This is a genomic window from Actinoplanes sp. M2I2 (genome assembly GCF_023544445.1).
Taxonomy (GTDB): Bacteria; Actinomycetota; Actinomycetes; order Mycobacteriales; family Micromonosporaceae; genus Actinoplanes.
Window position 1 is genome coordinate 283,082 of sequence record NZ_JALPVJ010000001.1, and the last position, 26,323, is coordinate 309,404.

General features: G+C 72.1%; 27 protein-coding genes. 20 read left to right on the forward strand and 7 right to left on the reverse strand.

Translation table 11 applies throughout. The annotated features are described in order from the left end of the window. The first annotated feature begins 94 nt into the window (after positions 1-94). The 5 genes from HJC40_RS01420 (at position 95) to HJC40_RS01440 (ending at position 5,398) form a co-directional block, all read left to right on the forward strand. Positions 95-1,465, forward strand: coding sequence for an NYN domain-containing protein (locus HJC40_RS01420; RefSeq protein ID WP_249997760.1), 1,371 nt, complete (start codon positions 95-97; stop codon positions 1,463-1,465). Between the two features lie 117 nt (positions 1,466-1,582). Beyond that, positions 1,583-1,822, forward strand: a complete 240-nt coding sequence (locus HJC40_RS01425; RefSeq protein ID WP_249997761.1) for a hypothetical protein — start codon at positions 1,583-1,585, stop codon at positions 1,820-1,822. Between the two features lie 47 nt (positions 1,823-1,869). Continuing rightward, positions 1,870-3,123 (forward strand): M48 family metallopeptidase, encoded by a 1,254-nt coding sequence (locus HJC40_RS01430; protein WP_249997762.1) that lies wholly within the window; start codon positions 1,870-1,872, stop codon positions 3,121-3,123. After that, on the forward strand, positions 3,123-4,250 hold the full coding sequence (locus HJC40_RS01435) for a glycosyltransferase family 4 protein (protein ID WP_249997763.1): 1,128 nt from the start codon (positions 3,123-3,125) through the stop codon (positions 4,248-4,250). Before HJC40_RS01430 ends, HJC40_RS01435 begins: the two co-directional genes overlap by 1 nt. A 548-nt stretch (positions 4,251-4,798) precedes the next feature. Continuing rightward, the gene (locus HJC40_RS01440) at positions 4,799-5,398 is read left to right on the forward strand and encodes a thioredoxin family protein (protein WP_249997764.1); all 600 of its coding nucleotides are present in this window, start codon (positions 4,799-4,801) and stop codon (positions 5,396-5,398) included. A 75-nt stretch (positions 5,399-5,473) separates the two neighbouring features. Here the strand turns inward: HJC40_RS01440 and HJC40_RS01445 are convergent, their stop codons facing one another. After that, positions 5,474-6,712: an MFS transporter gene (locus HJC40_RS01445; RefSeq protein WP_249997765.1), complete on the reverse strand. Its 1,239-nt coding sequence runs from the start codon at positions 6,710-6,712 to the stop codon at positions 5,474-5,476. A 67-nt stretch (positions 6,713-6,779) separates the two neighbouring features. On the opposite strand from HJC40_RS01445, the gene HJC40_RS01450 reads away from it, so the two are divergent. After that, positions 6,780-7,301, forward strand: a complete 522-nt coding sequence (locus HJC40_RS01450; protein ID WP_249997766.1) for a MarR family winged helix-turn-helix transcriptional regulator — start codon at positions 6,780-6,782, stop codon at positions 7,299-7,301. Between the two features lie 62 nt (positions 7,302-7,363). Beyond that, positions 7,364-7,780: a DUF4395 domain-containing protein gene (locus tag HJC40_RS01455; protein WP_249997767.1), complete on the forward strand. Its 417-nt coding sequence runs from the start codon at positions 7,364-7,366 to the stop codon at positions 7,778-7,780. A 199-nt stretch (positions 7,781-7,979) separates the two neighbouring features. Here HJC40_RS01455 and HJC40_RS01460 read toward each other — a convergent pair whose 3' ends face one another. Then, positions 7,980-8,648 carry a response regulator gene (locus tag HJC40_RS01460; RefSeq protein ID WP_020512124.1) on the reverse strand — a complete coding sequence of 223 codons (669 nt, stop codon included), beginning with the start codon at positions 8,646-8,648 and terminating at the stop codon, positions 7,980-7,982. A gap of 7 nt (positions 8,649-8,655) precedes the next feature. Then, complete coding sequence (locus tag HJC40_RS01465; protein ID WP_374271044.1) at positions 8,656-10,344, reverse strand: GAF domain-containing sensor histidine kinase; 1,689 nt, start codon at positions 10,342-10,344, stop codon at positions 8,656-8,658. Between the two features lie 91 nt (positions 10,345-10,435). Here HJC40_RS01465 and HJC40_RS01470 point away from each other — a divergent pair, with 91 nt between their 5' ends. The 6 genes from HJC40_RS01470 (at position 10,436) to HJC40_RS01495 (ending at position 15,712) form a co-directional block, all read left to right on the forward strand. Beyond that, a complete protein-coding gene (locus HJC40_RS01470) occupies positions 10,436-10,885 on the forward strand; it encodes an SRPBCC family protein (RefSeq protein ID WP_249997768.1) in 450 nt (149 codons plus the stop codon). 17 nt (positions 10,886-10,902) lie between these two features. Then, the gene (locus HJC40_RS46530; protein ID WP_374271045.1) at positions 10,903-11,823 is read left to right on the forward strand and encodes a hypothetical protein; all 921 of its coding nucleotides are present in this window, start codon (positions 10,903-10,905) and stop codon (positions 11,821-11,823) included. Between the two features lie 24 nt (positions 11,824-11,847). Then, on the forward strand, positions 11,848-12,798 hold the full coding sequence (locus HJC40_RS01480; protein WP_249997769.1) for an ROK family glucokinase: 951 nt from the start codon (positions 11,848-11,850) through the stop codon (positions 12,796-12,798). Next, positions 12,798-13,475, forward strand: coding sequence for an endonuclease/exonuclease/phosphatase family protein (locus tag HJC40_RS01485; RefSeq protein ID WP_249997770.1), 678 nt, complete (start codon positions 12,798-12,800; stop codon positions 13,473-13,475). The genes HJC40_RS01480 and HJC40_RS01485 overlap by 1 nt, the downstream gene beginning before the upstream one ends. A gap of 25 nt (positions 13,476-13,500) precedes the next feature. Further along, complete coding sequence (locus tag HJC40_RS01490; protein ID WP_249997771.1) at positions 13,501-14,841, forward strand: NAD(P)/FAD-dependent oxidoreductase; 1,341 nt, start codon at positions 13,501-13,503, stop codon at positions 14,839-14,841. A gap of 88 nt (positions 14,842-14,929) precedes the next feature. Further along, a complete protein-coding gene (locus tag HJC40_RS01495; RefSeq protein WP_249997772.1) occupies positions 14,930-15,712 on the forward strand; it encodes an alpha/beta fold hydrolase in 783 nt (260 codons plus the stop codon). A gap of 3 nt (positions 15,713-15,715) precedes the next feature. On the opposite strand, the gene HJC40_RS01500 is transcribed toward HJC40_RS01495, so the two are convergent. Both HJC40_RS01500 and HJC40_RS01505 read right to left on the reverse strand, forming a co-directional pair. Continuing rightward, entirely contained in the window at positions 15,716-17,116 is a 1,401-nt protein-coding gene (locus HJC40_RS01500) for a trehalose-6-phosphate synthase (protein WP_249997773.1), read from the reverse strand. An 80-nt stretch (positions 17,117-17,196) separates the two neighbouring features. Beyond that, positions 17,197-18,027 carry a DUF308 domain-containing protein gene (locus HJC40_RS01505; protein ID WP_249997774.1) on the reverse strand — a complete coding sequence of 277 codons (831 nt, stop codon included), beginning with the start codon at positions 18,025-18,027 and terminating at the stop codon, positions 17,197-17,199. A 130-nt stretch (positions 18,028-18,157) separates the two neighbouring features. On the opposite strand from HJC40_RS01505, the gene HJC40_RS01510 reads away from it, so the two are divergent. Continuing rightward, positions 18,158-18,898 (forward strand): lysophospholipid acyltransferase family protein, encoded by a 741-nt coding sequence (locus HJC40_RS01510; RefSeq protein ID WP_249997775.1) that lies wholly within the window; start codon positions 18,158-18,160, stop codon positions 18,896-18,898. Positions 18,899-18,937: 39 nt separating this feature from the next. On the opposite strand, the gene HJC40_RS01515 is transcribed toward HJC40_RS01510, so the two are convergent. After that, positions 18,938-19,615, reverse strand: coding sequence for a Crp/Fnr family transcriptional regulator (locus tag HJC40_RS01515; protein ID WP_284042512.1), 678 nt, complete (start codon positions 19,613-19,615; stop codon positions 18,938-18,940). 291 nt (positions 19,616-19,906) lie between these two features. Here HJC40_RS01515 and HJC40_RS01520 point away from each other — a divergent pair, with 291 nt between their 5' ends. The 5 genes from HJC40_RS01520 (at position 19,907) to proC (ending at position 23,907) form a co-directional block, all read left to right on the forward strand. Further along, complete coding sequence (locus HJC40_RS01520; RefSeq protein ID WP_249997777.1) at positions 19,907-20,761, forward strand: phosphotransferase; 855 nt, start codon at positions 19,907-19,909, stop codon at positions 20,759-20,761. A gap of 21 nt (positions 20,762-20,782) precedes the next feature. Further along, a complete protein-coding gene (locus HJC40_RS01525; RefSeq protein ID WP_249997778.1) occupies positions 20,783-21,271 on the forward strand; it encodes a polyadenylate-specific 3'-exoribonuclease AS in 489 nt (162 codons plus the stop codon). A gap of 86 nt (positions 21,272-21,357) precedes the next feature. Further along, positions 21,358-21,855 (forward strand): pyridoxamine 5'-phosphate oxidase family protein, encoded by a 498-nt coding sequence (locus HJC40_RS01530; protein ID WP_249997779.1) that lies wholly within the window; start codon positions 21,358-21,360, stop codon positions 21,853-21,855. A gap of 144 nt (positions 21,856-21,999) precedes the next feature. Continuing rightward, complete coding sequence (locus HJC40_RS01535) at positions 22,000-23,028, forward strand: 6-phosphofructokinase (RefSeq protein WP_249997780.1); 1,029 nt, start codon at positions 22,000-22,002, stop codon at positions 23,026-23,028. 66 nt (positions 23,029-23,094) lie between these two features. After that, positions 23,095-23,907, forward strand: coding sequence for a pyrroline-5-carboxylate reductase (gene proC / locus HJC40_RS01540; protein ID WP_284042514.1), 813 nt, complete (start codon positions 23,095-23,097; stop codon positions 23,905-23,907). 8 nt (positions 23,908-23,915) lie between these two features. On the opposite strand, the gene HJC40_RS01545 is transcribed toward proC, so the two are convergent. Next, on the reverse strand, positions 23,916-24,581 hold the full coding sequence (locus HJC40_RS01545) for a DUF429 domain-containing protein (protein WP_249997782.1): 666 nt from the start codon (positions 24,579-24,581) through the stop codon (positions 23,916-23,918). A 228-nt stretch (positions 24,582-24,809) separates the two neighbouring features. Between HJC40_RS01545 and HJC40_RS01550 the strand changes: the two genes are divergently transcribed. Then, positions 24,810-26,291, forward strand: a complete 1,482-nt coding sequence (locus HJC40_RS01550) for a glycosyl hydrolase family 18 protein (RefSeq protein WP_249997783.1) — start codon at positions 24,810-24,812, stop codon at positions 26,289-26,291. Positions 26,292-26,323 lie beyond the last annotated feature (32 nt).

A 26,323-nucleotide genomic window follows, 5' to 3' on the forward strand; every position in this document is an offset into this window, starting at 1 on the left:
TAGAGAGGGGGTACGACAAGAACGCGCGCGCTCCCCGGAAAACATCACTTGCTTCGACAAGCTTTTCTCCTGGACACGGTGGGAGAATGGGGAGATGTCCGAGCTTCTGCCGTCCGACGACCGCCCCGATCCGGAGGCGGCCGTCCTGGATGCGGAGGTCGCGCTCGAACCCGTTCTCCCGGAGCCGGTCCGTCTGCGGATCACCACCCTGACGGCGGCGGCCCTGCCCGCCCTGCCGGCCGACGAGATGCCGGCGCAGATGCGCAAGGTCGCCCGGTTCGCCCCCAACCGGCGCGCCCGGCTCGGCGGCCGCGAGATAGCCGCCCAGCTCGCCGCCGACCCGCTGTTCCGCCAGCGCATCAGCGGCCGGGTCGTCACCGAGACCGGCGACCTCGGCGCGGCCGTCGCCTCGGGCATGGCCCCCGCCGCGGCCGACCCGGTCGAGGTGGCCGCCCTGGCCTACCTGACCCGGCCCGAGGGCTGGCGCGAGCTGGTCGAGAAGGCCGGCCGGACGGTCCAGGCCGAGGCCGACAGCGCGGCGATCGCCGCCCAGGTGCGCGACGCCGAGCAGCGCGCCGCCCGGGCCGAGCACGACCGCGCGGTGGCCAAGGTCGAGGCCGACAAGCTCCGGGACGAGCTGGCCCGGGTCCGCGAGGAGCTCGGCCAGCTGCGGGAGGAGTCGCGGGCCACCACCAAGGCCCTGCGCGAGTCGCAGGCCGCCCAGAAACGCGCGAGCGACCTGCTGGCCACCGAGAAGGGACGCGCGTCGCGCGTCGCGGCCGACCACGACTCCGAGGTACGCCGCCTCAAGACCCGCCTCGCCGAGGCCGAGGCGCTGGCCGCGACGGGCAAGCAGGCGGCCAAGGACGCCCGGGCGGCCGACGACGCCCGGCTGTGGCTGCTGATCGAGACCATCGGCCAGGCCGCCTCGGGTCTGCGGCGCGAGCTCGCGCTCAACCCGTCCGACCGGATGCCCGCCGATTTCGTCGCCGACGCCGCCGCCGACCGGCCGGGCACGCCCGAGCGGTCGCAGGCGCGGGCCCAGGACACCGACGACCCCGGCCGGCTCGATCAGCTGCTCGCCCTGCCCCGGGCCCACCTGATCGTCGACGGCTACAACGTGACCAAGCGCGGCTTCGCCGAGATGTCGCTCGAACAGCAGCGCAAACGCCTGATCACCGGGCTGGGCGGCATCGCGGCCCAGACCGGCGACGAGGTGACCGTGGTCTTCGACGGGGCCGAGCGGGTGCACGGGCTGCCGCCGGCGCCGCGGAACGTGCGCGTCCTCTTCTCGCGCAAGGGCGACACCGCGGACGAGCTGATCCGCCAGCTGGTGCGGGGCGAGCCGGCCGGGCGCCCGATCGTGGTCATCTCCTCCGACCGCGAGGTCGCCGACGGCGTACGCCGCCATGGCGCGTACCCGATGGGGGCGGACTCTCTGCTACGTCGGCTCTCGCGGTCCTGACCTGCGGTTTCCGGTTTTTGTCATACCCCACCCCTAGCGTGATGGTCACCGATGGTGGTCGGCCCGCGACGATGCTTCCCCCTATGACGTCGCGCCGCCACCCGGGGAGGAGGAGTGATGATCGTCGACTGCGGTCGCTGCGACAAACCGGGCCCCGCTCAGGGGCAGCCTGCCGAGTGCCACGGCTGCCTGGTCGGGACCCTCATGAACACGCCCGACGGCATCGAGGACCTGACGCCGGGTGAGCTCCGGGCCATCGAGGTGTTCGAGCTGGCCGGCTTCGAGGTCGAGCTGCTCGAGACGCCCGACCCGCCGGTGGTCGTCCCCATGTATCCGCGAGCGCGTCACGTGGCGTGATCACGGGTCTCTAGGATGGGCGGTCACGGTGCGTTGGGGAGGTGCGGATGAATCGGCTCTGGGCGGCCGGCACGCTGGTCGTGCTGCTGGTTGCGCTCGCCGTCGTGGCGTACCTGATGATTCCGTGGCACCGTCCGCCCGCCCCGCGCGCCGATCAGATCGACGCCCTGAGCCGGTTGCCCGGCGACAAGGTGGCCCGGGCCCGCGAGTTCCGCTCCGAGCTGCGGCCCGGCAGCTACGCGTCGATGGCTCTGGGCCTGGTCATCGCCCTGGTCGTCGGCCTCACCCCGCTCGGCGCGTGGCTGGTCACCCAGGCCGGACGGCCGTTCGGCGGCCACTGGCTGGCCCAGGCGGTCCTCGGCGGCTTCGCGGTGGTGCTGGTGTCCGAGGTGGTCACGCTGCCGCTCGCGGCCTGGCGGCACACGATCGTCGTGCGCTACGGCATCTCCACGCAGTCGTGGGGAGCCTGGGGCGCCGACCTGCTGAAGTCGTGGGCGGTCGGCGCGGTCATCGGGGGTCTGGCGCTGGCCGGCTTCTACACGGTGACGCACTTCGCGCCGCGCTGGTGGTGGGCGTTCGGCGCGGCCGGGGCGGCCGGCCTGGTGGTGCTGCTCTCGTTCGTGCTGCCGGTGCTGGTCGAGCCGGTCTTCAACAAGTTCACGCCGATGCCCGACGGTCCCTTGCGCACCGAGCTGATCGAGCTGGCGGCCCGTGACGGCGTACCGGTGAAGGACGTCCTCGTGGCCGACGCGTCCCGCCGCACCAAGGCCGTCAACGCCTATGTCTCCGGCCTGGGGCCGACCCGCCGCATCGTCGTCTACGACACCATGCTCACCGAGGCCGAACCGGCCGAGGTCGTCTCGGTCGCCGCGCACGAGCTCGGCCACGCCAAGGACGGCGACGTTCTCACCGGCACGATCCTGGGCGCTCTGGGCACGGCGGCCGCGGTGATCGCGCTCTTCCTGCTGGGCTCGTGGGGCTGGCTGCTCGACCGGGCCGAGGTCGGCTCGATCGGGGAACCGCGCGCCATCGGTCTGCTGATCGCGCTGGTGACGATCGCCGGGCTGATCGCCGGTCCGGCCCAGGCGTTCGTGTCGAGGCGCATCGAGGCCCGCGCCGACCGGCACGCGCTCGATCTCACCGGCGACCCGTCGACGTTCGAGGCCATGCAGCGCCGCCTGGGCACCGTCAACCTGTCCGACCCCGACCCGCCCGCCTGGGAGCACGCCATGTTCGCCTCGCACCCGTCCACGGTCGAGCGGATGGCGGCCGCGCGCGCCTACGCCCGGGGCGCCCGCTGATGGGCCGCACCCTGCTGGTCACCAACGACTTCCCGCCGCGCCCCGGTGGCATCCAGCAGTTCGTGCACAACCTCGCCGTGCGCCAGCCGGCCGGCTCGGTGGTCGTCTACGCCTCCACCTGGCGTGGGACGGACGAGTTCGACGCCCGGCAACCGTTCGAGGTCGTCCGCGAAGAGACCGGCGTCCTGCTGCCGACGCCCGCGGTGGCACGGCGGGCGGCCGAGATCGCGCGTGCCCATGACTGCGACCGCGTCTGGTTCGGCGCGGCCGCCCCGCTCGGTCTGCTGGCCGAGGGGCTGCGCCGCCGGGCCGGCATCGAACGCGCCGTGGCCCTCACCCACGGCCACGAGATCGGCTGGGCTGCCCTTCCCGGCGCCCGCACCCTGCTGCGCCGCATAGCCAGGGGCAACGACGTCATCACCTACCTCGGCGACTATCAGCGCACCCGCCTCGACCGCGCGCTGCACGGCCTCACCTCGCTCGAGCGCCTGGCCCCCGGCGTCGACATCGAGGCCTTCCACCCCGGTGTCGACGGCAGCGAGGTTCGCGCCCGCCACGGGCTGACCGGCCGGCCGGTGATCGTCTGCGTCTCGCGCCTGGTCCCGCGCAAGGGTCAGGACATGCTGATCCGCGCCCTGCCCGCGATCCGCCGCCGTGTCCCCGGCGCCGCCCTGCTGCTGGTGAGCGGCGGGCCGTACCGCAAGACACTGGCCCGGCTGGCCCGCGAGCACGATGTCGAGCGTGATGTCGTCTTCACCGGTTCGGTCCCGTGGTCCGAGCTGCCGGCCCACTACGCCGCCGGTGACGTCTACGCCATGCCGTGCCGCACGCGAGCCGCCGGTCTCGACGTCGAGGGCCTCGGCATCGTCTATCTGGAAGCCTCGGCCACCGGTCTGCCGGTCGTCGGCGGCGATTCCGGCGGCGCGCCCGACGCGGTCCGCGAGGGCGAGACCGGCTACGTGGTCGGCGGCCAGGACGTCGAGGCGATCGCCGCGCGTCTCACCGACCTCCTCACCGACCAGGCCAAGGCCAAGTCCATGGGCGCGGCCGGCCGGGCCTGGGTCGAACGGGAGTGGCGCTGGGAGACCCAGGCGGCCCGCCTCACCAAGCTGCTCGCCCCAGCCTGACCGAACGCCACTTCCGACGCGGACGTCGCGTCTGTGCGGCGTGTGTGGTGGCCCGGCCGGCCCGGCCCCGCCCGGTCCGGCCCTCGCCCGGTCTGGCCCCCGCCCGGTCTGGCCCCCGCCCGGTCCGGCCCCCGCCCGGTCTGGCCTCGTCGCGTCCGGTGAAGGCGTGTCAGAGTGGGCCTATGGATTCGATAGGTCTTGCGGCGATCGCGGTCGTGCTGGTTGTCGGCGTTGTGGTGGGACTGTGGCGCCGGCGCACCGATGGCCGCCTGCGAGACGTGACTCCGGTCGCCGTAGGAATGCCGCGGAGTGCGGTCGTCTCCGCAGACGGGCCGCTCCTCATGCGGGACACCGGCCCGCAGTCACCAGGTGGCATGCGATCGGGTCCAGGCAGGTCGGAACCCGGGCCGTATGTAAATGCCTACGTGTCAAAGGCCGGACCGTCGACAGGTGACGAGCGACCGGGCTCGGAGCGGGCGCGGCTTGGGGAGCCGCGAAAGGGCGAATCCGGGCGATCGTCCGGAAGCGGGCAACCGGCGCCGGAACGGGTGTCGGACGGCGATGAGCTGGCGTCGGACGGCGATGAGCTGGTGTCGGCCGGGGACGGGCTGGGGCCGCAGCTGGTGTCGGCCGAGGACGGGCTCGGGTCGCTGCGGGTGTCGGCTGGTGATGGGTCGGAGTCGCAGCGGGCTTCGGGCGGGGGTGACCTGGGATCGCAGCGGTTGTCGAGTGGGGCGGAGCAGTCTGTGGTGGGTGGTGGCCGCGGGGTGTCGGCCGATGTGCGTGAGGAGCCGGGCGTGATCGAGGAGAACGGCGCCGACCCGAGTGCCGCCGGGGAGCGGCTGGATGCCGCGCTTCTGCGGGACCTCGGGGTCGGCGAAGCCAGGGCGACGCTGTTGCAGTTCTCGTCGGCGTTCTGTGCGCCTTGCCGGGCGGTGCGGCGGGTCAGCTCCGAGGTCGCCGATCTGGTCCCCGGTGTGCAGCACGTCGAGGTCGATGCCGAAAGCCACCTCGACGCGGTACGGGCCCTGGGCATCTGGCGCACCCCTACTCTCCTGGTGCTCGACGCGGACGGCCGCGTGGCCAAGCGCGCCACCGGCGTTCCGGGTAAGCCGCAGCTGATCGCTGCGCTCGGCGACGTCCTCTGACCGGCGCCGCCGGGCCGGCTCGCCGACGCCCGGCCGCGGTGGTGCGCCGGCGGGCTCCGGCGGGCGGGGAAGCCGTCACATGCCGGTGGTCTCGATCAGTTCGGGTGGTCGGGTCGGCTGCGCGGGGGTCGCGGGTGTGGCGCGGGTCAGGTTGCGGGTGCCGGGGATCAGCAGTTGGGACGCGGCTGCCAGGAACAGGACGGCGGCGCAGGCGGTGAGGACCTTGGAGGTGCCGTAGGCGGCTTCCAGGGGGCCGGCCAGCACGTTGCCGACGGGCATGGCCAGGAACGACGCCAGGTAGTCCCAGGAGGAGACCCGGCCCAGCATGCGCTGGGGGACGTGGTCCTGGACGGCGGTCTCCCAGGCCACGTCGAAGAAGATCAGGCCCGCGTAGCCGATGAGGGCGCCGGCGATGACCGCGATCAGTTCGGCGGGCCAGACGTAGGCCAGCGCCCACAACGGCATCAGCAGGAGGGTCAGCCAGCCGGCCCGGAGCAGGCGGCGGGGCTTGTAGCGCAGCGCGATGGCGGCGCCGATCAGGCCGCCCAGGCCTTCGGCGGCGGCGATGAAGCCGGCGGCGGAGGGGCCACCCAGGCGTTCGATGGCCACCACCTGCACCAGCACCAGGATCACGCCGTTGGCGATGTGGTAGACCGAGGCGCCGAACAGGCCGGCGATCAGCCAGTCGCGCCGGGCGATCTCGCGCCAGCCCTCGGCCAGTTCGCTCAGCATCGAGGTGCGGGCGCCGCGCTCGGCGCGGACGCGCAGCATCAGGGCGGCGACCATCGAGGCCAGGAAGCTCAGCGCGTTGACGGTGAAGCCGGCCGAGGCGCCGAACGCCGCGACCGTGACCCCGCCCAGGGCCGGGCCGGCCACCTGGCTGCCGGTCTGCAGCATGCTGAGGGTGGCGTTGGCCGATTGGCGCTTCTTGGCCGGCACCAGCAGGGGGCGCAGCGCCCCGAACGCGGGATCGAAGAAGCTCGCCGCCCCGGTCGAGACGGCGGCCAGGGCGCAGAGCAGCACCTGGTGGTAGCCGTCGCCGGCGAACATCGCCGCCATCGCGCCGGCCGCGAGCAGCCGGACGAGGTCGGAGGCGACCATGACGCGTTGCGGCTGGAGGCGGTCGGCCCAGACGCCGCCGAACAGGGTGCAGACCAGCCGGGCGACGATCGACGAGGCCATGACCAGGCCGAGGTCGCCGGGACCGCCGCCGCCCTGGATGACGGCGACCGCGAGCGCGACTGTCTGAAAGCCGTTGCCGATCCACGAGAGGGTCTGGCCGGTGGCGAGCAGGTGGAAGTCGGGGAGGCGCATGTCGGCCAAACTAATTCACCGTCTAACTATTAGCAATCTAAAAATTAGACGGTGGCATAATGCTGGGATGGCCAAGGGCGAGGACCGGCAGCAGGACAGCGTCGATCATCATGTGGCGAGATGGTCGGTGTTCTGGGAGAACGAACCGGCCTTCGCCCCCGAGGTCGAGGGAGCGCTGGTACGGATGAACTTCATCCAGCGGGAGGCCCGGCGCGCCGACGCCGTCGCCTTCGCCCAAGCGCAGGAGCTCACGGCCGAGGACTACAAGACGCTGCACGTGCTGATGATCCAGCCGTGGCCCATCGAGGCGACGCCGGCGCAACTGGCCGAGGCGGCCAAGGTGACCCGGGCCGCCATGACCAGCCGGCTCGATCGGCTCTTCGCCGCCGACCTGGTGACCCGCGAGAACGACGAGACCGACCGGCGCCGGGTGCTCATCCGGCCGACCGCAGCCGGCCGGGCGCTCTGGAACAAGTACATCTTCGAGGGCATGGCCCGTGATCAGCGTCTGCTGAGGGCTCTCTCGCACGACGAGCTCATCCAGCTCAACGGGCTGCTGCGCAAGGTGGTGCGCGACCTGGAAAGTTGACCGCCGCGCCCGTGATGCCTCTCACCAGGGCTTTCCGCAGGCGAGGTGCGACGCTGTGGGGCATGGAACTGGATCCCCGCGGACAGCGTTTCGCGGCGACGTTGACCAGCATCGTCCTGGTCGTGGTGCTGGCGACGGGCTGGGGATGGCTGGCGCTGGCCCAGGCGGTCGTCTTCGCGATCACCGCCGCCGATCCGCGGCGAGGCCCCTACGCGTACGCCTATCGGGCCCTGCTGCTCCCGAGGCTGGGGCCGCCGGCCGAGCGGGAGCCGGCAACGCCCGTACGGTTCGCGCAGTTGGTCGGTTTGAGCTTTCTGGCTGTCGCGAGTGTCGGTTATCTCTCGGGGCTGACCGTGCTCGGTGTCGTCTTCACCGCGTTCGGGCTGCTCGCGGCCTTCCTCAACGCGGCGTTCGGGCTGTGCCTGGGCTGCGAGGCCTACCTCTCGATCAAGCGCCTCAGCGGCCCGCGCAGCGCCTGAGCAGCCGCGCAGCGCCTGAGCAGCCGCGCAGCGCCTGAGCAGCCGCGCAGCGCCTGAGCAGCCGCGCAGCGCCTGAGCAGCCGCGCAGCGCCTGAGCAGCCGCGCAGCGCCTGAGCGGAGGGGACGCTGATCGACCCCGGGAAACACGACACGCCCGGTGGGGGGACCGGGCGCTGACGTCGTGGGGGAGTGGGGAGGATCAGAACTTGGGAGCGTCGGGCGCCTCGAGCAGGCCCAGCCGGAGCGCCGTCATCAGCGCCTGCGCCCGGTTGGCCGCGCCCAGCTTCTCGTAGAGCTTGGAGATGTGGGTCTTGGCCGTGGACTCCGACACGAACAGCTGCTTGGCGATGCCCGCCACGCTCATGCCGTCGGCCAGCAGGCGCAGCACCTGACCCTCGCGCGGGGACAACTGCGGGCCCGAGGGGGCGAGCCGCCGCTTCATGGCCTCGGCCAGGTCGGCCGCGGTGAAGGCGCTGGGCGCGGAGGCGGCGTGCCGGGCGGCCGCGACCACCTCGTCGGCCGGGGCCGTCTTGGGCACGAACGCGCTCGCACCCGCCTCGAGGGCGCCGAACAGCTGGTCGTCACCGGCGTACATGGTGAGGACGACGATGCCCATGTTGGCGTTGTTCTTCCGGAGCGCCTTGGTGGCCTCGAGGCCGCTGCCGTCGGGCAGGCGGAGATCCATGATCACGACGTCCGGCTGGAGGGCGCCGGCCTGGCGGACGGCCTCGGCGGCCGTGGCCGCCTCGCCGACGACCTCGAACTGGCGGTCGCGCTCGAATGCGTGTCGCAGCCCCTTACGAATCAAGTCATGATCGTCGACAAGGAGAACCTTGGTGCGCGTCGTCGGCGCCGGACTGGTCGACATGCTCGGCTTACTCCCCTTCTGGAGCGGAAACGCTATTCCGCACGCTATCGCGCCTTGCGGAAGATCCCAGCACTACGGCAACGGTTGTCCCGCTGGGGTGTCGCGGCGTGATCTTCAAACGGCCCCGGATCCGTTCGGCCCGCTCGGCCATGATGGTCAAACCGTAACGGCCGTCCGGGCGGTCGTCGGCGAAGCCCCGGCCGTCGTCGGAGACCTCGATCTCGGCGTACGGCGGGTCGATGGTGCAGGTAACCCACAGATTAGAGGCTCCGGCGTGTTTCCGGGCGTTCGTGATCGCCTCTTGGGCGATGCGCAGCAACTCGGCCTCGGTGGCCGCGGGCAGGCGGGCCGTGGACTCGTCGAAGGTGAAGTGCACCCGCAGGCCGGCCGAGGTGCCCAGGGTTCGGGCGTACTCGGCGATCGCGGCGGCCAGACCGCCGTTGCGATCGACCTCGGAGCGCAGCTCGAACAGGCTCAGCCGCAACTCGGTGATCACGCGGGTCACCTCGGCGCGCAGGGACCGGAGCTCCTCGGCCGTCTCCTCGGCGCCCTCGGGCAGGGTGGCCTGAGCGTTGTCGATGCCGTAGCCGACCATCACGAGCTCCTGCGCGACCCCGTCGTGGATCTCGCGGGCGAGCCGCTGGCGCTCCTCATTGGTGGCCAGCGACCGCACGTCGTCGAAGAGCAGGGCGGCCTCCAGCCGCAGGGCGGCCGCCTCGGTCACCCAGGTCACCTCGTTGACGGTTTCCTTGGGGTACGCGTTCGCGACATCACTTTCGAGGATGACCAGGCCGATCGTGCGCACGCCGGCGACCAGCGGCACGACCAGCGACGAGACGTCGCCGCGGCGGCTCGACCGGGCCTGCGAGCGGCTGGCGACCTGGGGCTGCTGACTGGCCCAGGCGTCGGCGATCGCCGAGTCGGCGTCGAGGGTGACCTCCCAGTCGACGCGCTCGACGCCGGTCTGGGCCAGCACGACGAGCCGGCCGCCGCCGCTGGCCGACAGCACCGCCGCGCGGTCGGACGGCTTGACCAGGCGCAACTCCTCGAGGAGGTGCTCGGAGATGCCGCCCGGGTCGAGCGTGGCGCCGGGGAGCGACCGGGCCACGCTGCGCAACTGCGTGAGCAGCCGGGTGGCCTCCGCGTACGGCTGAGGGGTCGGCTCGGACGGCTGCATGAACTGGCGCATCGTGTCGGCCGCGAAGGTGATGATCGCGCCCTGCACCAGCCACTGGCCGCAGGCCGCGAGGAACCCGGGCTGGGTGATCGGGCTGACCTCGCCGACCAGCGTGCCCCCGACGACCATCGTGACCGCCGCGACCCCGAGCAGGGCCGTGCCCTCGGTGGGGCGCCGGCGCAGGGCCGCGGTCAGCAGCGGGACGACCAGGTAGGGCAGGATCGCCTCGGCGCCGAAGCCCGCGTCCAAAGTGTTGTTCAACTCGCTCGCCACGGCCACCGAGCCGGCCGCCAGACCGGTCACAGCCACCTCGGCGAAGCGGCCCAGCGGCGCGAAGAGGTGGTGGTCGGGGGCGATCACCGCGGGCAGGGCGGCCACCGCGAGCAGGGCGATCCAGCCGAGCTGGGCGGGGTCGCCGGTGGCGATCAGCGTGAGCGCCGCGACCAGCGCGAGCATGACGATGCGCGCGGCCACCGCGAGCGGTTGGACGCGCGCGGTGAAGCTGGCAAGGACCGGCACCCCAGGGATGCTAGCCGCAGGTCGGGGACCCGGCTCATCCCGCCCGGCCCGCCCGGCGGGAATGTCGGTGGTGGGAGGTAGCCTCCGTGGCATGGCGGATACCTCGACGCAGTCGATCCAGGTCCATGCGCCCCTCGACCGCGTGGCCGCGGTGATCAGCGACTTCCCGCGCTACCCCGAGTGGGCCGAGGCGATGAAACGGGTGGAGGTCCTCGAGGAGTACGAGGACGGCTACGCCTACCGCGTGCGCTTCGTGATCGACGCCGGGGTCATGGCCGACGACTACACGCTCGAGTACGCGTATGCCGACGACCTGTCCCGCGTCGAGTGGCACCTCGTCGAGCCGTCGAAGACGCAGAAGTCCCAGCGCGGCTCCTACGACCTGGTCGAGGGGGGCGACGGCGCGACCACGGTGACCTACACGCTCGAGGTGGAGCTCTCGATCGGCATGCTCGGCATGTTCCGCCGCAAAGCCGAAAAGATGATCATGGACACGGCGTTGAAGCAGCTCAAGCGCCGGGTCGAAAGTCTGCCGAGCTGACGAGCGGGGGAGTTCCGATGGCCGGATCAGCGCGTGAGGAGGCCGAGCGGCTCGTCGCCTCGGTGCTGGCGCGGGCCGTGACGGGTCAGGCGTTCGGCGAGCGCTGGGCCACCGGCGAGCCCGAGTGCTGCGTGTGCCCGGTGTGCAAGGCCATCGCGGCGATGCGCGACCCGAAACCCGAGACGGCGGCCCGGCTGGCCGGTGGGGCGGGTGACCTCGCGGGGTCGGTCGCGGGCCTGTTGCGCTCGGTCTCGGCGATCGTGGGGGAGCGGTCCCGGCCGGCCCCGCCGCCTTCGCCGCCGCCCGCGCCGAACGCCGACCAGGCCTGGTCCGTGGCGACCCGGGCCGATCACTCCGGTGCCGACCGGATCGCCGCCGACCGCGACAACTCCGGTCAGGCGTGGGCGGCGGCCACCGACGGCGAGCAGTCCGAGGCTCGGGGCAACGACCCGTGGGCCGCCGCGACGACCGTCAGCGCCGCCGGCGTGGCCGCCCGCCACGCCGCCGAGCTCGCCGAGCGGCGGGCCGCCGCACTGCGGGCGGCGGCCGAGGCCGAGCGCCGGGTGGCCGAGGCGGCGGCCCTGGCCAAGGCGCGTCGGGAGGCCGAACGCGCGGCTGCTTCGGCGGCGGGCGAGACGGGCGACACTGCCGGGCCGGTGGCGCGCGACGCCCGCACCCCTCGAAGGTTGGATGTGTGGGCGGCGGCCACGGCCGATGCGGGTGTTGCCCCCGTGGCATCCGGCGCCGCCGTGGATCATGATGTTGCGGGCGACGCGGTCACCGAAGCGCCGAGCAAGGCGGGCGACTCGGGCGCCACCGGGCCGGACGAGGCCGGCGGCGCGCCCGGGGAAGTGACGAGTGAAGCGGCGTCCGGGGACACGGACGCCGAGGGCGACGGCGGGACGGGCGACGAGGCCCGCGACGGCGGCGCGGCATGAGCGACAGATGAGGGGACGGGCAGCGTGACGCTGACCATCGGAGTCGACGTCGGCGGCACCAAGGTGGCCGGTGGAGTGGTCGACGAGCACGGAACGGTGCTGGCTTCGAACCGCCGGGACACCCCCGCCGAGGACCCGGCGGGCACCCGGGACACGATCGTCGAGGTCGCGGCCGAGCTGGCGCGCGAGTTCCCGCAGGCCACCGCCGTCGGCATCGGTGCGGCCGCGTGGATCGACGCGCCCGGCGCCACCGTGCTGTTCGCCCCCAACCTGGCCTGGCGTGACGAGCCGCTGCGGGACTACGTGACCAAGGCCGTCGGCCTGCCCACGGTTCTCGAGAACGACGCGAACGTCGCCGCCTGGGCCGAGTTCCGGTACGGCGTCGCCCGGCACGCCGACGACTCGATGGTCATGATCACCGTGGGCACCGGCATCGGCGGCGGCATCGTGCTCAACGGCAAGCTGTGGCGGGGCGCCAACGGCATCGCCGGCGAGCTCGGCCACATCCAGTCGGTGCCCGACGGCCACCCGTGCGGCTGCGGCCGGCTCGGCTGCCTCGAGCAGTACGCGAGCGGCAACGCGCTGGTCCGGTTCGCCCAGGCCGGGGCCCGGCAGGAGCCGGAACGGGCCGCGCAGCTGCTCGAACTGGCCGGCGGCGACCCGCTGGCCATCGCCGGCCGCCAGATCACCGAGGCGGCCCGGGCCGGCGACGGCGTGGCCCGGGACGCGTTCGCGCAGATCGGCTACTGGTTGGGGGTCGCGATGGCCGACCTGGCGCAGAGCTTCGACCCGCAGATCCTGGTGGTCGTCGGCGGCGTGGTCGACGCGGGCGACCTGCTCATGGTCCCCACCCGGACGACCTACCGCGACCAGCTCAAGCAACGCGGACGGTTCCCGGTGGCCGAGATCGAGGCGGCCGAGACGGGCAACACGGCCGGCGTCGTGGGCGCGGCCGACCTCGCGCGTCGCGTCTGATGCCCGCGCCCCGGCTGCGAGTGGTCAGCTACAACATCCACGGGCTCAAGGACGACCGGGCCGCCCTGATCGGGGTGATCCGCGAGCTCGAGCCGGACGTGCTGGTCGTGCAGGAGGCGCCCCGCCGGTTCCGCTGGCGGCACAAGAGCGCGGCGCTCGCCGACGACCTGGGTCTCGTGGTGGCGGCCGGGGGCCTGCCCTCGCTGGGCAACCTGCTGCTGGTCAGTCTGCGGGTCGCCGTGCACGACACGTGGTGCATGCGTTACCCGCTCACGCCCGGCCGTCATCTGCGCGGGGCCGCGTTCGCCCGCGGCTCGGTGCGCGGCGGCACGTTCACCGTCTCGGGCTCGCATCTGGCCACCGACCCGACCGAGCGCCCGGCTCAGGCGGCCCTCTGGAAGCAGGAGCTGAACAGGGTCGAGGGCCCGGTCATCGCGGCCGCCGACCTCAACGAGGGCCCGGGCGGCGGCGCGTGGCGCACGGTCGAGGACGGCCTGGTCTCCTCGGCCGACGCGCCGCCCACCTTCCCGGCCACGCTGCCCAACCGGCGGCTCGACGGCATCTTCGTCAGCCCGGGCGTCACCATCGACCGGTACGAGGTGGTGGAGTCCGAGCAGGCCCGCCGCGCGAGTGATCATCTTCCTGTCGTCGTGGACGTCCTGCTCCCTTCCGCCTGAGGGGCCGGTCTGGCAATATCGCCGCGTGCCCGACACTCCCGACATCGCCGACCGTCGAGACGCCGTGTGCGTCGTCGGGGCCGGCGCCAGCGGTCTCACCGCGATCAAGAACCTGCGTGAGCAGGGCTTCGAGGTCGACTGCTACGAGCGGGAGACGTCGGTGGGCGGCGCCTGGAACTGGCGGCACGACCGCAGCCCGGTCTACGCCGGCACCCACCTGATCTCCTCGCGGCCGCTGACCGAGTTCCCCGACTTCCCGATGCCCGACACGTGGCCCGACTACCCCGACCATCGCCAGGTGCTGTCCTATCTGGAGCGGTACTCGGCTCACTTCGGGCTCGGGGACAGCGTCTGGTTCGGCACCGAGGTGGTCTCGGTCGCGCCGGTCGGCGACGGCCGCTGGGACGTGACCACGCAGAGCACCGGCGGTGGGTCGTCGCGCGTGCAGCGGTACGCCGGGGTGGTCGTGGCGAACGGGCACAACTGGTCACCGGCCCGGCCCGAGATCCCCGGCGACTTCCGGGGCCAGGTCATCCACTCCGCGCAGTACAAGGACCCCGCCCAGTTGCGCGGCCGCAAGGTCCTCGTGATCGGCGGCGGCAACACCGGCTGCGACATCGCGGTCGAGGCGGCCCAGCAGGCCGGCGCCGTCTGGCACTCCACGCGGCGCGGCTACTGGTACGCCCCCAAGTATCTCTTCGGTCGTCCGGCCGACCAGGTCAACGACCGGATGCTCCAGCTCCGCGTGCCGTTGCGCCTGCGGCAGTGGCTCTATCGCCGGGTGCTCGCGCTGACCACCGGCGACCTGACCCGCTACGGCCTCCCCGCACCCGACCACAAGCCGTACGAGAGTCACCCGATCGTCAACAGCCAGCTCCCGTACTACCTGGGCCACGGCCGGATCACGCCGGTGCCCGACGTGACGGGCTTCGACGGCGCCTCGGCGGTGCTGGCCGACGGCCGCCGCATCGAGCCCGACCTGGTGATCACCGCGACCGGCTACCGGCCCAGTTTCGAGTTTCTCGACCCCGAGTTGCTCGGTACGGCCGAGGACGGCCGCCCCGATCTGCACCTGCACGCGTTCGCCCGCCGGCATCCGACCCTCGCCGTGGTCGGGCTGGTGCAGGCCGACTTCGGGCTGTTCCCGCTGGCGCACTGGCAGAGCGTGGCGGTCGCGCGCTGGCTGCGGCTGCGCGTGACCGACCCCGAGCGCGCCGCCGCGGTGCAGCAGAAGGAGTCGGCCCGGCCGGTCGCGAGCTGGTCGCGCCGCCGGGTCGTGCCGACCACCCGCCACTGGTTCGAGGTGGGCCACACCGACTATCTGCGAGCCGTCGAGGGCCTGCTGCGCGAGATGGAGACGGCATGAGCGACGGCACCGGGCGGCCCCCGGGCGCGGCGATGGACGGACTCCCGGCGCAGGGCCGAGCGGGTCGGCCGACGAGAGGTGCGGGGTCGTGAAGTCCGAGCTGGTGCGGTTCGAGGACTGGACGGACCCGGTGCGGGCGGTCGAGCGGGAGGTTGTCTCGCTCACCGACGGCGCCCGGGGCGATCGGCCGCCGCTGCTGTTCGTGCCCGGTCTGGGCCATGGCGCGTGGGCGTTCGCGGAGCACTGGCTGCCGCGGGCCGCCGAGCGGGGCTTCGCGGCGCACGCGCTCACCCCGCGGGCGGGCGGCGACCTGCGGGCCCAGGTGCACGACGTCGTCCAGGTGGCGGCGTCGCTGCCCCGTCAGGCGGTGCTGGTCGGCCACGGCACCGGTGCGCTCGTGGTCGCGTACGCGATGGGTCGCTATCCGGCCCGGGCCGGTGTGCTGGCCGCCCCTGTGCTGGACGGCTGGCCGACGCTGTGGGCCGCGTTGCGCGCGAACCCGTTCGGCACGCTGCCGGCGCTGTTCGGCGGACGGCTGAGGATGAGCCGCGAGCAACTGTTCGGTCCGGCGATGCCCGCCGAGCAGGCCCGGCCGATCCTCGACCGGGTGGCCGCGAAGCCCGGCCGTGAGCTGGTCACCCACGGGCCGGTGCCGCGCCCGGCGGGTGATCCGCCGGTGCTCGTGGCCGGCAGCCCCGACGACCGCGTCGTACCGCGCGCGTCGCTCGACCGCACCGCGACCCGGTACGGCGGCGCGCCGCTGCTCTTCCCCGGCATGGGCCACGACCTGATGCTGGACGTGACGTGGTCGGAGCCGATCGAGGCCGTCCTCGACTGGCTCGACAAGGAACTGCCCTCAGCGGGACAGTGAGCCTCAGCGGGACAGGGAGCGGGCCGGTTCGAGCTCGGTGAGGTAGGCGCGGGCCCACGCGTGGATGTCGTGGGTGGTCAGGTAGGAGCGCATGGCGCTCATCCGGGTCGCCAGGTCGCCCGGCGTGGCCGCCAGGGCCTGCAGCAGCGTCTCCTTGAGGCCGTCGACGTCGTGCGGGTTGACCAGGAAGGCGTCCCCCAGCTCGGCCGCGGCGCCGGCGAACTCGCTGAGCACCAGGGCGCCGGTGTCGTCGCGCCGGGCCGCCACGAACTCCTTGGCGACCAGGTTCATCCCGTCGCGCAGCGGCGTCACCACCATGACATCGGCGGCCTGGTAGAGCGCGGCGAGGTCGGCCCGGTCGAACGGCTGGTTGAGGTAGTGGATCGCGGGCTGGCCGACCCGCCCGTACTCGCCGTTGATCCGGCCCACCTCGCGCTCGATGCGGTCGCGCAGCCCGCGGTAGTTCTCCACCCGTTCCCGGCTCGGCACGGCCACCTGCACCATCACCGCGTCGCGGACCTTGACCTTGCCGTCGCGCAGCAGCTCCGAGTAGGCCGTCAGGCGGTGCTCGATGCCCTTGGTGTAGTCGAGCCGGTCGACGCTGAGCAGCACCCGCTTGTGCGAGCCGAGGTCCTGCCGCAGCTGTCGCGCCTGGTTGAGCACGTAGGGCCGGGCCGAGAGCGACCGCATCTCGGCCACGTCGATCGACACCGGGAAGGCGCCGGTGCGCACCACGCGGTCCTCCAGGATGATCGCGTCGTCGGCTCCGCGGGCGCCGAGCAGCTTGGCCGCGAGCTGGGCGACGTTGTGCGCCGCCTGCGGCCGCTGGAAGCCGACCAGGTCGGCGCCGAGCATGCCGCGCAGCAGTTCGAGGCGGCGGGGGAGTTGCATGAACAGCTCGGGTGGCGGGAACGGCACGTGCAGGAAGAAGCCGATCAGCACGTCGGGCCGCAGTTCCCGGAGCAGCTGGGGGACCAGCTGCAGGTGGTAGTCCTGCACCCAGACGGTGGCGCCGCGCTCGGCCACCTCGGCGGTCGCCTCGGCGAAGCGCCGGTTGACCGCGCGGTACGTCTCCCACCAGCCGCGGTCGAAGACCGGCTGCTCGACCGCGTCGTGATAGAGCGGCCACAGTGTCGAGTTGGCGAAGCCCTCGTAGTAACCACGCAGCTCTTCCTCGCCCAGCGGGATCGGGCACAGCCGCAGGGGGCCGATGTCGGGCAGCGGCCGGGCGTCGCCGATCGACCCGCCCCAGCCGACCCAGGTCGCCGGGGTCTGCTGGAGGATCGCGCGCAGGGCGCCGGCCAGGCCGCCGGGACTTCGGCGCCATTCGCACGCTCCGTCGGGGGCGACGTTGTCATCGAGCGGAAGGCGGTTGGCGACGACGACCAGCGAGCTCTGGCGCATCACCGAAGGTTATCGGATGACTACTGCCCAGAAGACCGACGGCCATCGATTAAACACGGTTTTAATATGCGAACTTTGTGTCAGACGACCGCGCCGTCGTCGTAGTCGTCCTCGTCGTCGCCGGAGCGCAGCCGCCAGACCAGCATGACCGCGCCCGAGACGATCGCCGCGAAGCCGAGCAGCGTCACGTAGTCGCGCTCGATCGGCAGCACCGTGGGGAACAGGAACAACAGGAAGCCCACGATCACGGCGAGCACGCCGATGACCGCGTATTTCGAGAAGCGGGGCAGCGGCGGCGGAGGTGGCGGGACGTAGCGCTCGTCCTCGTCGTCCTCGCCGTCGTCGGGCAGCCCGGCGCCGAAGCTGTCGAGGCCGTCGAGCAGCGACGGGTCCTGCTCGCCGGCGGGCGGCTGGTCGGTCCGGCGCCGGTTCAGCGAGACGCCGGAGAAGTCGGCCGCGTTGGACAACCCGCCCGTACGGGGCGGCTCGGGCGCCTGAACGCCCTCGGAGGCCGGCCAGGGGGCGGCGGTCGGGTCGACCGCGGTGTGGAAGCCGGCCACGATCTTGGCCCACTCGGCCTCGATGTCGACGTTGTCGCGGGGCGCGGCGGTCGGGTCGGCCGGCGGCGGGGTGGGTGGCTCACCCCCGGTGACCTTGTGCAGATGCTCGCGGGCGACCGCGAGATGGGCCCGGTCGACATAGAGCCGGTCGATCGGCCGCGCGGGCAGGGTCGTGGCCCGCAGAATAGGATTGAGATCGGCCGTGGGCTGCAGATAGGCGGCTATGCCACCGGCTGCGAGCACGTCGAGCAGGTGCTCTCCGACGCGCGGATCCACGTCGCCCGCGACCGCGTAATCGGCCGCGTCGAGCCCGTTGTCCCGCCGCCCGCGGCGGGCACCACCCGCTGTCACCCCTGCACACTCCCTCGCCGACCGTGCCTTGAATGGTGACACGACATGGACAGGTTGCGGGAGTGCGTTGTGGCGCGCCGCCCCGCTTCGTACGCTTCCAAGACGCCCCGGCCGCCCAGGGAAGGACATCGTGTTCTACTGGCTGCTCAAGTATGTGGCCCTCGGGCCCCTGCTCAAGCTTCTCTTCCGTCCCCATGTGCACGGCTTGTCCCACCTGCCCCGGAGCGGGCCGGTGATCCTGGCTTGCAACCACCTGTCGTTCTCCGACTCGATCTTCACACCCCTGGTTGTGGACCGCCGAGTGACCTTCGTCGCCAAAGCCGAGTACTTCACCGGCAAGGGTCTCAAAGGCTGGCTCATGCGTCAGTTCTTCAGCGGCACCGGGACCATCCCGGTGGACCGTTCGGGTGGCAAGGCGGCCCAGGCGGCCCTCGACACGCTGCTGCGGGTGCTGCGCGAGGGTGGCGTGGCGGGCATCTATCCCGAGGGCACGCGCTCGCCCGACGGCCGGCTCTACCGGGGCAAGACCGGTGTGGCCCGCCTGGTGCTCGAGAGCGGCGCCCTGGTCGTGCCGGTCGCCCTGCTCAACACCGACGAGATCCAGCCCACCGGCAGCCTGATCCCCAAGGTCAAGCGAGTGCGCCTGAGGTTCGGCACCCCGCTCGACTTCTCCCGCTACGCCCACGCCAAGGGCGACCGCTTCATCGAGCGAGCCATCACCGACGAGATCATGTTCGAGCTCATGGCGATGTCCGGCCGCGAGTACGTGGACGTCTACGCCTCGAAACTGAAGACGTCCATCGAGTCGCCCGCCCCGGCCAACCACAGTCGCACTGCGCCTGCCGGTGCCGAGGCCGGCGAGAAAGGCTAGGCGTCCCCGGCGCGGTGCACGCCGGCGGAGCCGGGCCGGCTAGTTGAGCATTCCGGCTCGGCGGCGCAGGGCCGGCAGGTCGGTGACCACGATGCGGCGGCCCTCGGTGCGCAGCCAGCCGCGGCTGGCGAACGATCCGATCGCCTGGTTGACGCTCTGTCGCGACCCGCCCGCCATCTCGGCCAGCTGGCTCTGGTTGAGCTCGATCGTGATCATCGGCGCCTGGCTCTCGCCGGCCAGCCGGACGAGGGTCTTGGCCACCCGGCCGGGCAGGTCGAGGAACACGTGGTCGGTGTTCTGCTCGGTCAGCCGGCGGATCAGCGCGCCGACCGAGCGCATCACCGCGTCCAGGATCCGCGGGTTGGCGTGCACCAGGTCGATGAAGGCCGAGCGGGACAGGCTGAGCGCCTGACAGTCCTCGATCGCCTCGGCCGAGGCGCTGCGGGCCGAGGCGTCCAGAAGGGACACCTCGCCGAGGACCTCGGGCGGGCGGGCGACGGTGAGCACGGCGCGCTCACCGGTCGGGGCGGTGCGGAAGATGGCGACGGCCCCGCGTCTCAGAATGATCAGCGATTCGCCGGGGTCGTGCTCGACGAAGATGATCTGTCCTTTGCGGTACGTGCGCGGTACGGCGAGACCGATGACTCGTTGGCGGACGTCCGGCTCGAGACCGGCGAACATGTCCACCCCGGTCAGCGCGTCGCCATTGTCGGGCATGCGATGGTCCACGGCGTCATCCCTCCCCCGGTGGGAGCCGCAGCGGCGAGTGAACCACGTCGGCCCCTCGACGCGAACGATCACTCTTAGCACACAGCAACCCGCCGGCGCCATTTCTGCGCACCTGCACCGCGAGCGCCTCATAGGATCATTCCGTGCGTGTCGCTATCTGTAAACCTCTGAATGCTTTGGGTGAGCACCGGGTCGGGGGACAGGAAGCGACCCGGGCGATTTGACGAAGACGCCCCGGTTGTCCGTCGGGCCCGTTGCGGGCGCCTCGACAATCCCGCGGTGCCGGATGCCGAGCTGCTTCGATCGACGCTGCGGGACGAGTGGCATCTCTTCCCGTCCGAATTGACCGCCCTGGACGACGTCCTCCTGTCGTACGGATGGGAGGTGACCGCCGCCGGCGGCCGATACGTCGTCCGGCTGAGCGACCCCGAAAGCCGGCTCCCCGTCGAGGCCGGTCTGGCCGCCGCCGATCACCTGCGCGGCCACGACGTCCCGGCCGGCGAGCCGGTGCGGACGCTGTCCGGCGGCCTCACCGTCCAGACCGACGCCGGCACGTTCGCGGTGCTGCGCCGGGTGCCCGGCCGCCGGCTCGACGGCGGCGACCCGGTCGACCAGCAGTGGTGGGGTGACCGGCTGGGCGCCGTGCACCGGGTGCTGCAGGGCTTCCACCACCCCGGCCTGCGCCCCTGGCAGCCGCTCGACCCCGCGGCCGGGCACCTGGACGCCGAGCCGTGGCTGCGCGACGCCGTCACCGAGGCGTCGGCCGCGGCCACCCGCCTGACGGTCACCGACCGGCTGACGTACGGGGTGCTGCACGGCGACCCGGCGCCCGGCGGCTTCGTCGTCGACCCGGGCACCGGGCGGGCCGGGGTGTTCGACTGCGGGGCGAGCGGGGTGGGCCCGCTGGCCTACGACGTGGCCGCGGCCGTCGTCTACGCCGGCGGGTTGCCACGGTCGGGCGAGCTGATCGACGGCTACCTGGCGGCCGGCCCGGTCGGGGCCGACGAGCTGCACGCGGTGCTGCCGGTGCTGCTGCGCCTGCGCTGGGCCGTGCAGGCCGATCGGGCGGTCCGCCGCGGCTGGCCGGAGGGGCTGCGACGCGCCCGGGCCGCCCTGGAGTCCCCGGCCGGGTGACGATGGCGGAGGATGGGCCCGGTGGTTTACCGATATTTCTATGACTGCGAGTTCATCGAGGACGGGCGCCTGGTCGACCTGGTCTCGATCGGCGTGGTCGACGAGTTCGGCCGTGAGTTCTACGCGGTCAGCACCGAGTTCGACGACAGCCGCGCGATCCCCTGGGTGCGCCGCAACGTGCTCGACAAGCTGCCGTCGCCGGCCGACCCGGCGTGGCGCTCGCGCGAGCGCATCCGCGACGACCTCTACGCGTTCCTGAAGGAGCCGGTGGCCGGTCGCGACGAGCAGATCGAGCTGTGGGCCTGGTTCGCCGCCTACGACCACGTGGCGCTGGCCCAGCTGTGGGGTGCGATGCCGGCCCTGCCCCGCGACATCCCGCGCTTCACCAAGGATCTGCGCCAGCTCTGGGACGACAAGGGCCGGCCGACGCTGCCGACCATGGCCGGCCGGCACGACGCGCTGGTCGACGCCCGGCACAATCTGGCCCGGTGGCGGGCCATGGGCGGCTGACCACCGCGGGCGTGGCCCGGCTGAACGCTGTTTGACCTCCTCGTACGCGGGAACCGCAAGGACGAACCCACGAGGAGAGGACTGACATGGCCGACACCGATCAGGAACGCCGCGACAAGGTCAAGCAGATGGTCAAGGACGCCCGGATCAGCATGCTGACCACCATGACGGCGGACGGCAAGCACGTGAGCCGGCCGATGGCCCTGCAGGAGGTCGAGTTCGACGGCGACCTGTGGTTCTTCACGTACTCCGACTCCGACCTGGTCGAGCAGATCGCCGTTCACCCTCAGGTGAATGTGTCGTTCAGCGACCAGAAGCAGAACAACTGGATCTCCATCGCGGGCCACGCGGAGCGCACCGACGACCCGGCCAAGGCCAAGGAGCTGTGGAACCCGGTGCTCAAGGCGTGGTTCCCGGAGGGGCTCGAGACGCCCACGCTCACTCTGGTCAAGGTGCATGCCGAGAGCGCCGAGTACTGGGAGGCGGCGCACAGCTCGAAGGTCGTCACTCTGCTGGGGTACGCCAAGGCCGCCGTGACCGGAAAGACCCCGGACGCGGGCGAGAACGAAACAGTGCGGCTTTAGCGGGGCGGCTGCATCCGGGCGGCGGGCGGCGACTAGAGTTCGGGTCGCCCGCCCCGGGCCCGGCAACGCTGCCGACCATCTTCTCCCTGGGGCTCGACGGGCTATCTGCTTCTCGCAAACCCGATACAGGGAGGACGAGCAAACATGCGTATCGGCGTGCTCACCGGCGGCGGCGACTGCCCCGGTCTCAACGCGGTGATCCGGGCTGTGGTGCGCAAAGGCGTCGCCGCGTACGGCCACGAGTTCGTCGGCTTCCGGGACGGCTGGAAGGGCCCCCTCGAGGGTCTGACGAAGCCGCTCGGTATCGCCGAGGTCCGCGGCATCCTGCCCCGCGGCGGCACCATCCTGGGCTCCTCGCGCACCAACCCCTTCAAGATCGAGGGCGGCGTCGAGAAGATCAAGGCGAACCTGGCCGAGCAGGGCGTGGACGCGCTCGTGGCGATCGGCGGCGAGGACACCCTCGGCGTCGCCACCAAGCTCAACGACCTGGGCGTCAACGTGGTCGGCGTCCCCAAGACGATCGACAACGACCTGAACGCCACCGACTACACGTTCGGCTTCGACACCGCGGTCAACATCGCGATGGAGGCCATCGACCGGCTGCACACCACGGCCGAGTCGCACCACCGCACGCTGGTCGTCGAGGTCATGGGCCGGCACGCCGGCTGGATCGCCCTGCACGCCGGCCTGGCCGGTGGGGCCAACGTCATCCTGCTGCCCGAGCGCCCGTTCGACGTCGAGCAGGTCGCGACGTACGTGACGAAGCGCTTCCAGGTCGAGTACGCGCCCATCGTCGTGGTCTCCGAGGGCGCCCAGCCGCTCGACGGCCAGATGTCGCTGCAGAGCAAGGAGCTCGACTCGTTCGGCCACGTCCGCCTGGGCGGCATCGGCCAGTGGCTGGCCGAGCAGCTCGAGGAGAAGACCGGCAAGGAGGCCCGCACGGTCGTCCTCGGTCACATCCAGCGTGGTGGCACCCCGACGGCGTTCGACCGGGTGCTCGCGACCCGGTTCGGCCTGCAGGCCATCGACGCCGTCAACGAGGGCGACTTCGGTAAGATGATGGCGCTGCGGGGCACCGACATCGTGCGCGTGCCGCTGATCGACGGCACCGGCGAGCTCAAGACCGTTCCGCTGTCGCGGTACGAAGAGGCCGAGGTCTTCTTCGGCAGCTGATCTGCCGGCAAGCGTGAGGTAAGGGGCGGCCAAGTGGCCGCCCCTTACTCATCGAAGAGGGTGACGATGACGAAGCACAGTGTCGCGGTGATCGGCGCGGGCCGGCTCGGCGAGCTGGTCCTGGCCGGGCTGCTGCGCTCGGGCCGGCCGGTCGAGCAGGTGCTGGCCACCGCCCGGCGGCCCGAGCGCGCCGCGGAGCTGGCCGAGCGTTACGGCATCCGCCCGGTCTCCAACGAGGCCGCCGTGCTCGAGGCCGACGTGCTGGTCATCGGGGTCAAGCCGCAGGACGCGGGCAAGCTGCTCGAGGACCTGGGCCCGCGGGTGCCCGCCGACAAGCTGGTCGTGTCGCTCTGCGCGGGCCTGCCGACCAGCTTCTTCGCCGAGCGGCTGCCGGCCGGGCTCCCGGTCGTCCGGGTCATGACCAATACGCCGGCCCTGGTCGACCAGGCGATGTCGGTGCTCTCGGGCGGCGCGCACGCGACCGAGGAGCATCTGGCGACGGCCGAGGCGATCTTCCGGCCGATCGGCCGGACCCTGCGCGTCCCGGAGTACCAGCAGGACGCGGTCACCGCGCTCTCCGGCTCCGGCCCGGCCTACCTCTACCTGGTGGTCGAGGCGATGATCGAGGCCGGGGTGCTGCTCGGCCTGCCGCGCACGGTCGCCCACGACCTGGCCGTGCAGACCGCCGTCGGCTCGGCGGTCATGCTGCGCGACTCGGGGGAGCACCCGGCCGTGCTGCGCGAGTCGGTCACCTCGCCGGCCGGCACGACCGCCGCCGCTCTGCGCGCGCTCGAGGCCGGCGGCGTGCGAGCCGCCTTCTCGAGCGCGCTCGAGGCGGCCCGCGACCGGGCCCGCGAGATCGCCGACACCGCGCGCTGAGGCGTGCCTCAGTACCAGATCGCGATCTTGGAACCGTTGTTCTCCTCCGGGGGGCTGGGGTGGCTCAGCGCCGACCCGGTCGCCATCCGGTGGGCCGACCAGGCCACGGCGGCCGCGTCCAGGATGTCGTCCGGCGGCGCCTGACCGGCTGGGCCGAGCTGGTCGGGCAGCACGATCCCGTTCCGGGCCAGCAGCTCCCGGCGCCGGGCCTGACCGGTCCAGGTCTTCTTGGCGTACTGCAGGGGCTCGCCCGCCATCGTGCGGAACGAGACCTCGGGGTGCGCCTCGAAGAGCAGGCCGGGGTGCCGCTCCCAGATCGCGTTGGCCTCGAGCAGCTTGGGCCGTAGGGCCCAGGACTGCCGGCTCAGCCCGGCCCCGGTGAGCTCGCGGCACAGCCGGTTGGCCGTGGTGAAATCGGCCTCCTGCCAGACCGCGCGCGGCGGCACGCGGAAGACGCTGCCGCGGCGAGGGCCCAGCTGGTCCGCGGCGAGCGTGTCGGCGGCCCGCCACCGGTCGGGAAGCATGCCCAGGGGGATGTCCACGCCGATGACCGAGGCGCCGGAGCTGCCGGCCACGATCTCGTACAGCGTGGAGGCCAGCACGGCCCGGCCGAACGAGCCGTCCCGGAGCTCGACACCGACCCAACCGAGCGCGTAAGCATCGACTCCAATCACTCGAATGCTCATCGTCGGCGTGCGGCCTCAGTGACTACGACGTCGGAGATGGTCATGACCGCAGACTACGCGCTGTGTCTATCAGTGTGCACCCCGTAGCCGTCCGGGCGACAAAGTTAAGCGTTCGAGTAATCCCGCCGGACATCTTGACGACGGTGAATCTCTATGACTACCGTCACTCCCACAAACTTTTTGGAAAGTTTCCTAACTGTTCCATGAGGAGACCCAGTGCAGAAATCCCTCCGCCGCGCCACCTGGGCGTCGGCGATCGTGCTGGTGGCCGCCACCGGCGCGATCCCGGCGACTCAGGCCTCGGCCGCTGCGGCCTGTGCCCCCGCGTGGTCTGCTTCCGCCACCTACGTCAAGGACAACGTCGCTTCACAGAACGGCCACAACTACACCGCCAAGTGGTGGACTCAGAACGAGTCGCCCGCCACGAACAGCAGTCAGTGGGCCGTCTGGATCGACAACGGCGTCTGTGGCGGCACCACCACGCCCCCGACCACACCCCCCACCACACCCCCCACCACCCCGCCCACGACGCCTCCGACGACTCCGCCGACCACGCCCCCGACGAGCAACCCGCCGGGCGCCAGTGGCAAGAACGTCGTCGGCTACTTCGCCGAGTGGGGCGTCTACGGCCGGCAGTACTTCGTGAAGAACCTGGTCACGTCCGGTTCCGCGGCCAAGCTGACCCACATCCTGTACGCCTTCGGCAACACCACCGGCGGGCAGTGCTCGATCGGTGACGCGTACGCCGACTACGACCAGGCCTACACCGCGGCGAACAGTGTGGACGGCGTCGCCGACACCTGGGACGCGGGCGCGCTGCGCGGTTCGTTCAACCAGCTGCGCAAGCTCAAGAAGCAGTACCCGAACATCAAGGTGATCTGGTCGTTCGGCGGCTGGACCTGGTCCGGCGGCTTCACCCAGGCCGCCGCGAACCCGACCGCGTTCGCGAACTCCTGCTACAACCTGGTCAAGGACCCCCGCTGGGCCGACGTCTTCGACGGCATCGACGTCGACTGGGAGTACCCCAACGCCTGTGGCCTGAGCTGCGACGCATCCGGCCCGGACTCGTACAACAAGGTGATCAGCGCGCTGCGCACCAAGTTCGGCCAGAGCTCCCTGGTCACCTCGGCGATCTCGGCCGACGGCTCGAACGGCGGCAAGCTCGACGCGGCCGACTACGCGGCCGGCATCTCGAAGCTGAACCTGGTCTTCCCGATGACCTACGACTACTACGGCGCCTTCGCCGCGCAGGGCCCGACCGCCCCGCACTCGCCGCTCACCTCGTACCCGGGCATCCCGAACCAGGGCTTCTGGTCCGACGCGGCGATCCAGAAGCTCAAGAGCAAGGGCGTCCCGGCCAGCAAGATGCTCCTGGGCATCGGCTTCTACGGCCGCGGCTGGACGGGTGTCACCCAGGCCACCCCGGGCGGCTCGGCGACCGGCGCGGCGCCGGGCACCTATGAGGCCGGCATCGAGGACTACAAGGTGCTCAAGAACAGCTGCCCGGCCACGGGCACGATCGCGGGCACCGCGTACGCCAAGTGCGGCAGCAACTGGTGGAGCTACGACACCCCGTCGACCATCGCCGGGAAGATGAACTACGTGAAGCAGCAGGGTCTCGGCGGAGCCTTCTTCTGGGAGTTCTCCGGCGACACCAGCAACGGCGAGCTGATCACGGCCATCAAGAACAACCTCTGAGCTTTCATCTCCTCAGTAAGGAAGCGGGGCAC